Below are 12264 nucleotides of genomic sequence, written 5' to 3' on the forward strand. Positions count from 1 at the left end.
CAGGAACAAGCCACTGGTAAGATTGAACCGGGAAGGCCGAGCTCCTACATCACGCCTCGGGACACAGCCCCGTCTGAACCTGCCTGGGCTTCCCAATCATGAATTTCTTACAAGCCCGCCACTTCCTACCAAGTATCGCAATTGGTTGCGGGTTTGGCGGCCCCGATTTGAACCTGCGAAATTATACCATTGATTTAATTGTGTTTTATTTTCTGTCCGTTATATGATCACACACAAAACCCCACGAAACCAATAGGTTCATGGGGTTTTGCGTGTGATTTCTGGTTGCGGGGGCTCGCGACCATCATGACTTGCTCTTTCAAGCTGTCGCGTAATTTTCTGGTATTCAATATATTTATGACTCTACACATTTATGACTCTACGCGCTCCGCGCGGCCGCCTCCAGCCCGGCGAGCTTTACCATGCCGAGCATCGCCTCGCCGACACGATGCGCTACGCTGCAGAACCGATCCTCTGCACAACCCTGACGAAATGACTCGGCCAGAAGCGGGGCGAAGGCCTACCCGTGCTCAGTTTCTTCCCGTGGGGTAATCACACGGCTGGAGCCCGACCGACCACCCTGCGCTGCCTGTTCCAATTGGTTGCGCAGGGCGTCAATGTCCCCCTTCAGACGCATCAACTGCTCCGGCGCCTGCCCCGTCGCCTCCAGGATGCAGGCCGGGATCGATGCCGCCTGCGCCTTGATCGCCCTGCCCCGCGGTGTCAACGTCACCCTGACCTGGCGTTCGTCCTTCGTGTCGCGTGTTCGTTGAAGCAAGCCGGCCGCCTCCAGCCGCTTGATAAGCGGCGTCAAGGTGCTGCTCTCAAGCGCCAGCTTCTCGCCGATCTGCCCCACCAGCAACCCGTCCTGCTCCCACAGCACCGTCATTACCAAATATTGCGGATAGGTCAGGCCGATCGCGTCCAGCAGCGGCTTATAGACGCGGTTAAAGGCATGGCTGGTGGAATAGAGCGCGAAGCACAGGAAATGCTCCAGGGTCGGGGCGCCGGGCATGGCAAATCTCCTTCGAACCCCTCCATATAGATCGCACACGATTTTATCGCCAGCGCATAGCTGGCGGATCAGCCATGCAAAATTCCATATATCGAACGATTTAGTCGTGTGCGATTTAATATCCATCGAAAGCGAACGGGGCCGGATCTTCCCGCCCGCGCTTCCGAAAGCAACGCCTCGTCACAAGGATCGAAACTATGTCCGTGAATGTTCTCTACCGCACCTCCGCTCGCGCCACCGGTGGACGTGATGGCCGTTCCGCCACCCTGGACGGCGCGCTGGACGTCAAGCTGACCACCCCCAAAGAACTGGGCGGGCCGGGCGGCGACGGCAACAACCCCGAGCAGCTTTTCGCCACCGGCTATGCCGCCTGCTTCCTGGGGGCCATGAAGTTCGTGGCGTCGCAGGGCGGCACCGCCAAGGTGCCCACGGACGCGACTGTGACCTCCACCGTCGGCATCGGCCCGCGTTCCGAAGGCGGGTTCGGGCTGGAAATCGCCCTGGCAATCGCGCTGCCGGGCGTCGAGCGCGCCGCCGCCGAGGACTTGGTCGCCAGGGCCCATCAGGTCTGCCCCTATTCCAACGCCACGCGCGGCAACATCGACGTGAAGCTCTCCGTCGTCTGACAGCATTGCCCTCACCCGGCCCATGACGGGCCGGGTGAGATGCCTTCCCGTTCTTCATGCAAGAGTCCCCCGCCATGACCTCCGAACTCTGGGCCCTGCTGTGGTCGGCCATCCTCTGTCTTGCATTGCCTGCGCTGTATGGTCCGCTCTATTCTCGTCAGATCGGGTCGGCGAGCGTAGTCGGCAACCGCGAAGGCGTTCCCGAACCAACGGGCTCCGCCGGCCGGGGGCTGCGCGCGCACCGCAATCTGGTCGAGAACCTGCTCCCCTTCGCCATCGTCGTGCTGGTCGCGCACGCCGCCGGCATTTCCAACGGCATGACCGTGCTGGGCGCGTGGCTGTTTCTCGGCGCGCGGGTCGTGCATGCCGCGAGCTACATTGCCGGTATTACGGGTATCCGCACGCTGGCCTGGCTCGTGGGCGCGGTCGGCATAGTGCTGATCGTCGTCGAGATCTTCTGATCGCTTATGGCTGGCATTGCCGGTGCTCAGGCATCAGGTGCGATCACCGGCTGCTCGAATGGAGCTCATCACCAGCAGGTGGCACGTCGGTTAACCCGTTAGGGTTCAACGCCCAAGCAGCGGCAATCACATTGAGCGATTCCCGTAACAGCAGGACCCCGCCGAACCTAGCGATCAGGCGGGTGACGAACGGGTAATGGATAAGGCGGCCGGTCGCCGTAGTGGTGGCATGGGCTGTATATTCGCGAATACCTGATCTGGTGTGTCAATCAGCACATGCGGAGGATCGTTGGGCGACCAGAAGCTGGCCGCCCATATCGCCACCGCACATGTCCCTGCCGATCCGACAGGTTTTACAGGTTTTGTCGATCATAGCTCTGCTCAGGCTACGGGAACACCGGCATAGCGCGCGGCAGGCCGGGCATGGGACAGGTTCGGCATCAGCGCCTGACGCGCGCCCTCGTAAGCGATCCAGTCTGCGACGTCCGGCAGCGACGGAATCGTCACCAGTTCGCCCCGAACCAGTCCCGCCAGGGCGGCGTCGACCATCTCCGTCGCCTTCATGACGATCGCAGCAGGTAGATGGTCGACGGGCGTGCCCGCCACATCCCAGAACTCGGTCGCGGTAGCGCCCGGCAGCACTGCCTGCACCGTCACCCCGGTGTCGGCCAATTCCTTGTGCAGCGACTGGGTCAGCGCCAGCACGAACGCCTTCGTGCCCCCATAGACGCCGTTCAGGATTTCCGGCCCCACCGCAGCGATCGACGAGATGTTGACGATCGTGCCCGCGCCGCGTGCGACAAAGCCCGGCAGCGCGGCATAGGTCAGCCGCGTCAGTGCGGTAACGTTCAGTCCGATCATCGCCTCCATCTCGTCGATATCGGACTGCAGTGCGGGCGCCGTGGCGCCGACACCGGCATTGTTGACCAGCATCGTGATGCTGCGGTCCATCTTCAGAATGTCTGCCACCCGGCGCACATCCGCGCCCTGGCCGAGATCGGCCGTCACGATCTCGACCGACCGCCCGGTCTCATTGCTGATACGTGCGGCCAGTGTGTCGAGGCGTGCGCGATTGCGGGCGACCAGGATGAGGCCATAGCCGCGTCGGGCCAGCCGATCCGCATAAATCGCGCCGATGCCCGACGATGCGCCCGTCACGAGCGCGGTTCCCGGATGTTGCGTTGTCCTTGGTGCGGTTCCTTCAAAGGCGATGGCGAGGCGCCATCGTCTAAGCGAACCATAGGCATGCTGACATCCGTCCTGAATGTCGTATATGCGTCGTTTCAGGACACAGGAGGTCGCGACCATGCAGCGCGTCGGATTCATTGTCTATCCCGGTTTCCAGATCATCGGTCTCGCCGCCGCGACGGCGTTCGAAATCGCCAATCTGGTCAACGGCGAGCCAGTCTATGAGGTGTCGGTTCGTTCAGAGACGGGGGAGACGATCCCGGGTTCCGACGCCGTCTCGGTCAGCAGCGCGATTCTGAACGATACGCATTTTGATACGCTGATCCTGTTGGGCGGGACGGACCTCCCACGGCCCTCCCACGGCCTGCTTGCCTATGTGCGCGAGGCCCACGGCACGGTACGCCGGCTGGCATCGATCTGCACGGGTGCCTTCATCCTGGCGGAGGCCGGGTTGCTGGACGGTCGGCGCGCGACCACGCACTGGCTGCTGGCACCCGAACTCAAGACACGCTTTCCGGCCATCAAGGTCGAGGAAGATCGCATCTTTCTGATCGACGGTACGATCTGGACGTCCGCCGGCATGAGTGCGGGAATCGATCTGGCGCTGGCGATGATCGAAAAGGATCTGGGCCGCGAGATCGCGCGGTCGGTCGCGCAGAAACTGGTCTTGTATCATCGCCGCGCTGGTGGCCAGTCGCAGCATTCGACGCTGCTGCAGCTCGAGCCGAAATCGGACCGGATTCAGACCGCTTTGGATTATGCGCGGCGCAATCTGAAGAAGACATTGTCGGTCGAGAAACTGGCCGAAGCAGCACGCCTGAGCCCGCGTCAGTTCAGCCGCATCTTTCGTGCCGAAACCGGGCAATCACCCGCCAAGGCGGTGGAGCAGTTGCGGATCGAGGCGGCTCGGCTGATGCTGGAACAGGGACGGCATCCGGTCGACGTGATCGCGCGCGAGACAGGATTCGATGATCGCAACCGGATGCGTCGGGCGTTTCTCCGCGCGTACGGCCTGCCGCCCCAGGACATCAAGCGTCGCCTTGCAGAGACGTAACGCAGGCATTGACGCGGAACGCGCGTTCCAACTCCAACCTCAGACTGGCAACTGCATTTGCTTCCGCAGGCTTTTGTCGAAAGCCCCTTCGGGAACGAAGCGACGCAGGAAGCTGACCTGGCGCGCCACTTTCCCCGCCGCATAACGATGTTTAGGACTACCAGCGGTCACCGCCTTGACCACTGTCTCGGCGACAGCTTCCGGGGTATCAGCCTTTAGCATCACTTGACGCATGAGCGCGACCATACCTGCGCGAGCCAGCGCATAGACATCGAGTGATTGATCCGGAACGGTGAGATTTTCCTCAAATGACGTTGCAGTATAGGCGGGCTCCACCAAAACGACCCGTATCCCAAATGCTCGCACCTCGTGGTCGAGGGACTCCGAGTAACCTTCGAGGGCGTGCTTGGTCGACGCGTAAAGGGCGGAGTATGGACCGGGGATCAGGCCCAGTACGGAACTCACGTTGACGATCCGCCCTGTATGTTGACGTCGCATGAACGGCAGAACGGCATTGGTCATCCGGATTACGCCGAACAGGTTCACGTTGAACAGCGACTGTGCTTGGCCGATCGACGACTCCTCCGCGCCACCAAGCAGACCCACCCCGGCGTTATTGACCAGAACGTCGATGCGTCCTGCCTCCGTGAGCACGGCTTCGATCAGTTTCGCCACCGAAGCGTCGTCGGTGACGTCGCAGGTCAACATCGCGATGCCATCGATTTGTTCGGGAGCAGCCCGTCGGCTGGTACCAAACACCCAAAAGCCGTTATCTTTGAGGGCTTTCGCCACCGCCCGGCCGATCCCGGTGGATGCGCCCGTGACGATCGCCACTCGTGCCCGTTTATTCGACATTGTACCTCTCCTACCTAACTTGCTTCACCCACGTTGGCGGTTTCAGAAAATCTTATGATTCCGTTGGCCGGTTCAGTCGCGTCGTGTTCGGAAGGTTGGCGCTTCGGCCCATCTTCGAAACAGAATGCTGGCATCGACGCCGCCGAATCCGAAGCCATCGGACAGGGCATAGTCCATCGCCATGGGTCTCGCCTGATCTGCTTTGATCGTAGGCTCCACAACCCGGATATAGCCCAAGGGAACCGTCACGCCGCCACTCCGTCGACACTCTCGAAGGCGGCCCGATGCGACGCGACGAAGTCCTGCACGGTCATGGGCGACACACCGGTTACCTCGGCGATGACCTTGTCAGTGCCCGAGAAGATGCCATTCTGATAATCGATGGCGATCGCACAGAAATGCTGGATCAGAAAGCCAGGCAAGCCAAATTTTTCGAGGCGCTCGCGATATTCAGGGATAGTCAGCGGCAGGTAACTGATCGTTCGACCGAGCACGTCGCTGATGGCAGCGGCGATGCCCATCTGGTCCAACTCGGTTGGGCCGTGGAGCATATAGGTCTTACCGACATGCGTGGCCGGGTCTGTCAGCATCGCGGCGATCAGGCGTGCCTGGTCTTCGGCCGCGATCGGGGCATGGCGTCCTACACCATAAGGCAGATCGATAACGCCCTGCTCAACGATCGTCTTGCGCGCAAACGGGTAAAGCAGCCATTGCGCGAAGAAGGTCGGTCGCAGATGCACGGTTGGAACACCCGACCCGTCGAAAATCCGTTCTGCAATCCAATGATCGCGCGCCGCATGGCTCCTGGAATCCTCGCGTGCGGAAATCTGCGACATATTGATGACGGCCTTGAGCCCAGCACGCTTGGCCGCATCGGCAAAATACGCCGTTGTCTGGATGATGCCGGGGCGAACGGGGTAACAGAAATAGGCGGCAGTGGCGCCGGTGGCAGCCCTGATCGCGTCATCATGATCGAAGAGGTCACCAACCATGACTTCTGCCCCCGTGCGCCGCAGCTCCTCGGCCCGCACGTCTTCCTTATGGACCATCGCTCTGACAGCGTGCCCCTTTTCAAGGAGACGTTGGACTGTGTAGCGGCCGGTCTCGCCCGTCGCGCCGGTGACCAGAAACGTATCTGTACTCATCTTTCTCTCCTGTGTGGATCGTTGGGTTTCCATGGAAGCGAAGGGTTCTCCAGCGTGGGATGGAGAAACACTCGCTTATATGTGCAATTGCACATATTAGTTCAAAAAAAAGGACTACCGTCCGAGGTTCAGTTCCAGGATCTCGTTGCGCAAACGAATGGCATGGTCCTGTCCAACTTCGTGCTCGAATGCTGCCTGAGCATTTGCCCAGAGCGGCGTCGCCTCGGCCACCTTGTCCAAGCCCGAGCGGGACAGGGTGACGTCGAAGGCGCGGCCATTCCCGGCTCTGCCGGCGACAACCCAGCCCGCGGCTTGCAGCGGCTTCAGAGCGCGGACCAACGTTGTCCGCTCCATGATTAACATCTCTGCAAGTTTGGTGATCTTGAGATTGCCGTATGCCTGCAGCAGCGAAAGAATCGAGAACTGCGAGACGGATAGACCAGCCGGCGCAAGATGACTATCGTATAAACGGCTCAGATGCCGCGCGCTCTGGCGGGCGGCGAGAGCGTAACAGAGACGAGGACCACTGGGCATCAGCATGATGTGTGCTCTATATGTGCAATTACACATTGTCAAGCTTTATGGAGCGTTGAGAAGCTGCCACAACAGAGTTCCGTGCTGCCGCCCGGAGCGTACGGTCTCAGCTGCGGAGGAACGCCAGCAAATCCGTGTTCAGCCGGTCCTTGTCGACATGTAGCAGGCCATGTGAGCCGCCGTCGTAAACCACGAGCTTAGCCTGTGGGAGAAGCCGAGCGGTCAATTTCGCCGAGATCTCAAGCGGGACGATCTGATCGTCGCTGCCGTGCACTATCAGGGCAGGAACAGTGATCTTCCTGAGATCGTCACGAAAATCGGTTTCCGAGAATGCGCCGAGTGCATGGTAGGCCGCGAGCATGCCGGTCGCCTGCCCCTGCCGCCAGTAGTTCTGCCGCAAGCCTTCCGAGACGTGGACGCCCGGCCGGTTGAAGCTGTAATACGGCATGGTGACGTCGAGATTCCACTGCGACCGGTTGGCCTGCACAGCGGCTCGGAATCCGTCGAATACCGCCTTCGGCGCACCGGTCGGATTGGTCGCGGTCTTGAGCAGGAACGGTGTCACGGAAGAAACGAAGGCGACCTTGGCGACGCGGCTCTGGCCATGACGCGCGACAAAGCGCGCCACCTCGCCGCCGCCCATCGAATGGCCCACGAAGGTCGCCTCGCGTAGATCAAGAGCATTGACCAGTTGTGCAAGATCATCGGCGAAGGTGTCGTAGTCGTATCCCTTAGCAGGCTGGCTCGACCGCCCGAAGCCTCGACGATCATGGGCGATGACGCGATAACCGTTCTGTATCAAGAAGAACATCTGATCTTCCCACGCGTCGGACGAAAGCGGGTAGCCGTGGCTGAAGACGACGGCCGGTCCCGAGCCCCAATCTTTGAAGTAGAGACTGGTGCCATCCTTCGTGGTCACGCGGTCCGCCGTTAGCTTGCTGGCATTTTCAGAGGCTGCGGATTTCGCATCCGCTACAGCGCCGCCGGCGACAGCAGCGGCCAGACCGGCACTGGCGGCGGCCACTCCCTTCAGGAGCTTGCGCCGGGCATCGCCATCAGGCGTCGAGATCTTGGACATCGTGAACTCCATTAAAAAAACTGCTTGCGAGAGCAAACGTGTTGGATGGATGAAGGGCCGGTCTGTTGGGTAATCGGCCGCACGGCTCGTGTGGGAATCAGAAGCCAAGCCGCCGCAGATCGTCAGCGGCGAACATCTGGCCGCTGCGGTTCTTGACGCTCGGGAGTTCAGTGACCTTCCCTCGCCAGGCTTTCAGCGCGGAACAGTCCTCCGGCACCGCGATGCCAGCGGCATCCGCGAACATCAACCCCGCGAAGACGGTAATGTCGGCCATCGAAAACGCGTCGCCGGCAACAAACGGATGGTTCTGCAACACGGCATCGAAATACTTCATGCCGCCCAGCGCACGATCGCGCTGGCGATTGCCCCACTCCTGACGGCCGCCCCATTCAGGGCTCTTGAACGCCTGAAGGTCAGGGCCAAGGCCAGGCGTTGCGTAATGGAAGTAGTCGCCGACCGCGTCGAGCAACCCGGTTTCCGCCCGCTTCTGCATCATATGGATGACGGCCCTTTCCTTCGGCCCCTTCCCGGTAAGCGTCGGATTGCCGTCGAGATTGTCGAGATATTCGGTGATCGCGGTGCACTCGGCGATGTGGGTGCCATCGTCGAGCTGCAGGACCGGCAATACGCCGGAGGGATTCTTTTCGAGGAAGGCGGAGTGCTTGTGTTCGGCCGCGATGAGGTCGACGGAAACAAACTCGACCTGCGCTTCAAGCCCCTTTTCCGCCAGGACGATGCGGATACGGGCCGGATTGGGAAAGCCGGGGCGATCGAAGATTTTCATGGCAGGCACCTTTATATGTCTATCGATAGATAGATTACAGGCCGCCAGTTACCTCTTCTCTTTTCCGGCGTCAATGATTATCTATCGAGTGGTAGGTGCGAGACGGCGATGGCAAGAACGAAATCTGATATGCGCGAGGCGGTCATGGCGATCGCGAAGGCAACGGTACAGGCACACGGCTACAACGCCCTGAGCTTTCGCGAAATCGCAAAGGCGGTGGGGATCAAAAGCGCCAGCGTGCACTATCACTTCCCCACCAAGGGCGATCTCGGAGCCGCCCTGGCACGTCGCTATACCGAGGATGGGGAAGCCTATCTGGCGGATCTGCTGGCCACCTCCAACGACGCGACGTGGTGCATGGACAGATATATGGAGATCTTTCGCTCCGCCCTGGCCGACGACAATCGCATGTGCCTCTGCGGCATCATGAGCGCGGAATTCGATGACCTTCCCACGGAAGTACGCACCGAAATCGACAAATTCACCGAAACGAATGTCCGCTGGATCATCAAGGTTCTGGAACTGGCCAAGCCTGCGGTGAGCGCGCTGCAATTGCAGGAGCACGCAATGGCGATCTTCGCGGCCATCGAGGGGGCTCAGCTCGTCGCGCGTGGCGGCCAGGACATCGCCATCTACGACCGAACGATCCGAACGTACCGGAGGACGGGACTCATTCCGTGACTGCGAGCGATTGCCGCTGTCTCTCGCTCCAGTCCGCTGCGTCAAGGACCGTCACCGATGATCAGTCCGTACGGCACCTCCCGATCGAGCATTGCGTAGAGATCCAGCCCCGCTTGCCCCTGCGCCGATATCCGACAAACGGGTAGGAGGTCATGCCGCACCCACCGTCTCGTAGCGGCGCCGATACTCGGCGGGCGTGATGCCGACTTGGCGCTGAAAGGCGCGGCGGAATGTGTCGATATCGCCGAAGCCACAGGCCGCGGCAGCCTGCTTGGGTCGCTCCCCCGCTTCAAGCATTGCACGTGCCGCCGCAACTCGGACAGTTTCCACCCAGACGGAGGGCGTCGAACCGATCTCCTGTCGGAACAGCCGCGCAAAGTGCCGCGGGCTGAGGCCGGCGCGCGTGGCGAGCGCCGCAAGGCTCGCGTCCATCGCGGGATTGGAGATCACCCAGCGCTGTATCTCCTGAAGCGTCGAACGACCGACTGGATTCGCCTCCCCACGCCGGCTGAACTGGAGTTGGCCGCCCGGACGCTTGAAAAACATGACGAGTTGAGAGGCGACTTTCTTTGCAATCTCGCGCCCGAGATCCTCCTCGACAAGCGCAAGCGCAAGATCAAGTCCGGCGGTGACACCGGCGGCTGTCCGCAACGGTCCGTCACGGACATGGAGCGCATCGACCTCGACGCGAACCTCCGGAAATTGTCGTGCGAGCTGTTCGGCGACGGCCCAATGGGTGGTCACACGCCGCCCGTCCAGCAAGCCCGTTGCGGCCAGCACCAAGGCCCCGCTGCACACGGAACCGAACCGGCGGTTCCGCGGCGCGGACTGACGCAACCAGTCGAGCAACGCCGGGTCGACCGGACCATCACCGAGATGCGGCGCGCCGGCGATCAGCAGCGTGTCAAAGGCGACGGGCGCGCCGAGGTCGAAGATCATGTCCGGCAGGACACGCAGACCGGACGAACTGACGATCGGCCCCTCAGCGGTTGCGACCACGCTGGAAAGATAGACCTGGCGACCGGATTGGACATTCGCTTCTGCGAAGACATCCAGCGGGCCGGCGACGTCGAGCATCTGCACCCCCGGCAGGGCGAGGATACCGATTGTCTTGGAGATGCATGCGTGTCTCGCCATGGGGTTAAATGTCCACATTCGTCATAGCACGACGATAGATGCCATAACCCAAATTTTCTAGGCTTGGTCAAGCCGCAAAAGGACGCACACCATGACCCACACACACCTTATCGACATCCCTGACAGTCCGCTCACGCGCGAGGTGACCGAATTCGTACGCGATACCGCATCGGAACTGCTCTTCAATCATTCGAGCCGGGTCTACCTGTTCGGCGCACTGGCTGGCGAGCACCAGGGCCTGAAATTCGACCCCGAACTTCTCTATACGGGTGCCATGTTCCACGATTTAGGCCTGACCAAGGATCACAGCAGTCACGATGAACGCTTCGAAGTGGACGGCGCCAATGCGGCGCGTCGCTTCCTGAAGCAGCGCGGGATCGAGCAGGCGGACATCGACACGGTATGGACGGCGATCGCTCTGCATACGACGCCCGGCATTCCGAAACACATGCATCCTGTGGTTGCCCTGGTAACAGCCGGTGTCGAGATGGATGTGCTCGGCTTGACGTACGGCGACTATTCAGACGCTGAGCGTGAAGCGATCGTGCAGGCATTTCCGCGCACGCCGCATTTCAAGGAGGATATCATCCAGGCCTTCTACGACGGCATCAAGCACAAGCCGGAAACGACGTTTGGAAACGTCAAGGCGGATGTCATCGCCGACAAAAATCCCGATTTCCATCGCGGGAATTTCTGCAGCGTCATCCGTGGATCACACTGGCACGGCTGACTACCATGCGTTCCGGTTGGCAGATGCCGAAGTGACGGGGATTGGCCACAAGACTCGGCCGGTGTGCGTGCCCACTGAGGCGCCGCGGTTCCCCTTGGATCGCCGTTCAGGGAGCGCTGACTCAGTGACCTTGCCCCCTGAAATGCCCTCGATTTGAAGTCAGGTCTGTCCATTGGAGACAGGCGATGAAGAAAGCACGTTTCAAGCAGGACCGGATCATTGGGATCCTGAAGGAGCATCAGGCGGGCGCAACGGCTGCGGATCTGTGCCGCAGGCACGGGATCAGCGATGCGACATTCTACACCTGGCGGTCGAAATATGGCGGGATGGAGGTGTCGGAAGCGCGGCGGCTCAAGGCTCTTGAAGAAGAGAACGCGAAGCTGAAGCGGCTCCTGGCGGAGAGCGTCATGGACGTCTCGACGCTGAAGGAATTGCTGGCAAAAAACTCGTGACGCCCGGTTTGCGGCGGGATGCCGTGGCCTGGGCGATGACCGAACGAGATTACTCACAGCGGCGCGCCTGCCGCCTGATCGGTATGGATCCGAAGATCTGGCGCTATGCATCGCGACGGCCCGACGACGCTGATGCGCGCGTCCGGCTTCGCGCATTGGCCGCGGAAAGGCGTCGGTTCGGCTATCGGCGGCTGCAGATCCTGCTCGGCCGGGAGGGGATGGCGATGAACCACAAGAAGCTGTTCCGGCTGTATCGCGAGGAGGGGCTGTCGGTCCGCAAGCGTGGCGGCCGGAAACGGGCGATGGGCACGCGCTCGCCCATGATGCTGCCCGACGGGCCAAAGCAGCGCTGGAGCCTGGATTTCGTCTCGGACGCGCTGAACAACGGACGGCGGTTCCGCGTGCTGACGGTGGTGGACGACTACACGCGCGAATGCCTGGCGCTGGTGGCAGATACGTCGTTGTCAGGCGAACGGCTCGGTCGCGAACTCGACCGGATCGTAGAAATCCGCGGTTTTCCCTTG

At 61.2% G+C, this 12264-nt stretch carries 13 protein-coding genes and 1 pseudogene; 6 read left to right on the plus strand and 8 right to left on the minus strand.

Annotation, left to right across the window (positions count from 1 at the left end):
• Window positions 1-520: 520 nt before the first annotated feature.
• Complete coding sequence (locus tag HLH29_RS17890; protein WP_182968739.1) at window positions 521-1015, minus strand: MarR family winged helix-turn-helix transcriptional regulator; 495 nt, start codon at window positions 1013-1015, stop codon at window positions 521-523.
• A 197-nt stretch (window positions 1016-1212) separates the two neighbouring features.
• Here HLH29_RS17890 and HLH29_RS17895 point away from each other — a divergent pair, with 197 nt between their 5' ends.
• Window positions 1213-1641, plus strand: a complete 429-nt coding sequence (locus HLH29_RS17895; RefSeq protein ID WP_182968740.1) for an organic hydroperoxide resistance protein — start codon at window positions 1213-1215, stop codon at window positions 1639-1641.
• Between the two features lie 74 nt (window positions 1642-1715).
• A complete protein-coding gene (locus HLH29_RS17900; protein ID WP_182968741.1) occupies window positions 1716-2102 on the plus strand; it encodes an MAPEG family protein in 387 nt (128 codons plus the stop codon).
• Between the two features lie 381 nt (window positions 2103-2483).
• Here the strand turns inward: HLH29_RS17900 and HLH29_RS17905 are convergent, their stop codons facing one another.
• Window positions 2484-3260 carry an SDR family NAD(P)-dependent oxidoreductase gene (locus HLH29_RS17905; protein WP_338030288.1) on the minus strand — a complete coding sequence of 259 codons (777 nt, stop codon included), beginning with the start codon at window positions 3258-3260 and terminating at the stop codon, window positions 2484-2486.
• A gap of 148 nt (window positions 3261-3408) precedes the next feature.
• Between HLH29_RS17905 and HLH29_RS17910 the strand changes: the two genes are divergently transcribed.
• Entirely contained in the window at window positions 3409-4344 is a 936-nt protein-coding gene (locus HLH29_RS17910; protein WP_182968742.1) for a GlxA family transcriptional regulator, read from the plus strand.
• A gap of 39 nt (window positions 4345-4383) precedes the next feature.
• On the opposite strand, the gene HLH29_RS17915 is transcribed toward HLH29_RS17910, so the two are convergent.
• The 5 genes from HLH29_RS17915 to HLH29_RS17935 form a co-directional block, all read right to left on the minus strand.
• A complete protein-coding gene (locus tag HLH29_RS17915) occupies window positions 4384-5199 on the minus strand; it encodes an oxidoreductase (protein ID WP_182968743.1) in 816 nt (271 codons plus the stop codon).
• Window positions 5200-5444: 245 nt separating this feature from the next.
• The gene (locus HLH29_RS17920; RefSeq protein ID WP_182968744.1) at window positions 5445-6344 is read right to left on the minus strand and encodes an NmrA family NAD(P)-binding protein; all 900 of its coding nucleotides are present in this window, start codon (window positions 6342-6344) and stop codon (window positions 5445-5447) included.
• A 114-nt stretch (window positions 6345-6458) separates the two neighbouring features.
• On the minus strand, window positions 6459-6884 hold the full coding sequence (locus HLH29_RS17925) for a MarR family winged helix-turn-helix transcriptional regulator (protein ID WP_182968745.1): 426 nt from the start codon (window positions 6882-6884) through the stop codon (window positions 6459-6461).
• Between the two features lie 100 nt (window positions 6885-6984).
• Window positions 6985-7956 (minus strand): alpha/beta fold hydrolase, encoded by a 972-nt coding sequence (locus tag HLH29_RS17930; RefSeq protein WP_182968746.1) that lies wholly within the window; start codon window positions 7954-7956, stop codon window positions 6985-6987.
• 97 nt (window positions 7957-8053) lie between these two features.
• Window positions 8054-8740: a glutathione S-transferase family protein gene (locus HLH29_RS17935; protein WP_182968747.1), complete on the minus strand. Its 687-nt coding sequence runs from the start codon at window positions 8738-8740 to the stop codon at window positions 8054-8056.
• A 129-nt stretch (window positions 8741-8869) separates the two neighbouring features.
• Between HLH29_RS17935 and HLH29_RS17940 the strand changes: the two genes are divergently transcribed.
• A complete protein-coding gene (locus HLH29_RS17940; RefSeq protein ID WP_246374411.1) occupies window positions 8870-9421 on the plus strand; it encodes a TetR/AcrR family transcriptional regulator in 552 nt (183 codons plus the stop codon).
• 150 nt (window positions 9422-9571) lie between these two features.
• Here HLH29_RS17940 and HLH29_RS17945 read toward each other — a convergent pair whose 3' ends face one another.
• The gene (locus HLH29_RS17945; RefSeq protein WP_338030289.1) at window positions 9572-10576 is read right to left on the minus strand and encodes a GlxA family transcriptional regulator; all 1005 of its coding nucleotides are present in this window, start codon (window positions 10574-10576) and stop codon (window positions 9572-9574) included.
• A 73-nt stretch (window positions 10577-10649) separates the two neighbouring features.
• On the opposite strand from HLH29_RS17945, the gene HLH29_RS17950 reads away from it, so the two are divergent.
• Both HLH29_RS17950 and HLH29_RS17955 read left to right on the plus strand, forming a co-directional pair.
• On the plus strand, window positions 10650-11288 hold the full coding sequence (locus tag HLH29_RS17950) for an HD domain-containing protein (RefSeq protein ID WP_182968750.1): 639 nt from the start codon (window positions 10650-10652) through the stop codon (window positions 11286-11288).
• A 185-nt stretch (window positions 11289-11473) separates the two neighbouring features.
• A pseudogene (locus HLH29_RS17955) lies at window positions 11474-12264 on the plus strand (IS3 family transposase); the annotation flags it as partial.

This window comes from Gluconacetobacter tumulicola (assembly GCF_014174215.1).
In the GTDB taxonomy this organism is placed as follows: domain Bacteria; phylum Pseudomonadota; class Alphaproteobacteria; order Acetobacterales; family Acetobacteraceae; genus Gluconacetobacter; species Gluconacetobacter tumulicola.

Bases quoted from the DNA above. Each gene is read 5' to 3' on its own strand.
- HLH29_RS17890 (WP_182968739.1), bottom strand. From the start codon at position 1,015: ATGCCCGGCGCCCCGACCCTGGAGCATTTCCTGTGCTTCGCGCTCTAT.
- HLH29_RS17895 (WP_182968740.1), top strand. From the start codon at position 1,213: ATGTCCGTGAATGTTCTCTACCGCACCTCCGCTCGCGCCACCGGTGGA.
- HLH29_RS17900 (WP_182968741.1), top strand. From the start codon at position 1,716: ATGACCTCCGAACTCTGGGCCCTGCTGTGGTCGGCCATCCTCTGTCTT.
- HLH29_RS17910 (WP_182968742.1), top strand. From the start codon at position 3,409: ATGCAGCGCGTCGGATTCATTGTCTATCCCGGTTTCCAGATCATCGGT.
- HLH29_RS17915 (WP_182968743.1), bottom strand. From the start codon at position 5,199: ATGTCGAATAAACGGGCACGAGTGGCGATCGTCACGGGCGCATCCACC.
- HLH29_RS17920 (WP_182968744.1), bottom strand. From the start codon at position 6,344: ATGAGTACAGATACGTTTCTGGTCACCGGCGCGACGGGCGAGACCGGC.
- HLH29_RS17925 (WP_182968745.1), bottom strand. From the start codon at position 6,884: ATGCTGATGCCCAGTGGTCCTCGTCTCTGTTACGCTCTCGCCGCCCGC.
- HLH29_RS17930 (WP_182968746.1), bottom strand. From the start codon at position 7,956: ATGTCCAAGATCTCGACGCCTGATGGCGATGCCCGGCGCAAGCTCCTG.
- HLH29_RS17935 (WP_182968747.1), bottom strand. From the start codon at position 8,740: ATGAAAATCTTCGATCGCCCCGGCTTTCCCAATCCGGCCCGTATCCGC.
- HLH29_RS17940 (WP_246374411.1), top strand. From the start codon at position 8,870: ATGCGCGAGGCGGTCATGGCGATCGCGAAGGCAACGGTACAGGCACAC.
- HLH29_RS17945 (WP_338030289.1), bottom strand. From the start codon at position 10,576: ATGTGGACATTTAACCCCATGGCGAGACACGCATGCATCTCCAAGACA.
- HLH29_RS17950 (WP_182968750.1), top strand. From the start codon at position 10,650: ATGACCCACACACACCTTATCGACATCCCTGACAGTCCGCTCACGCGC.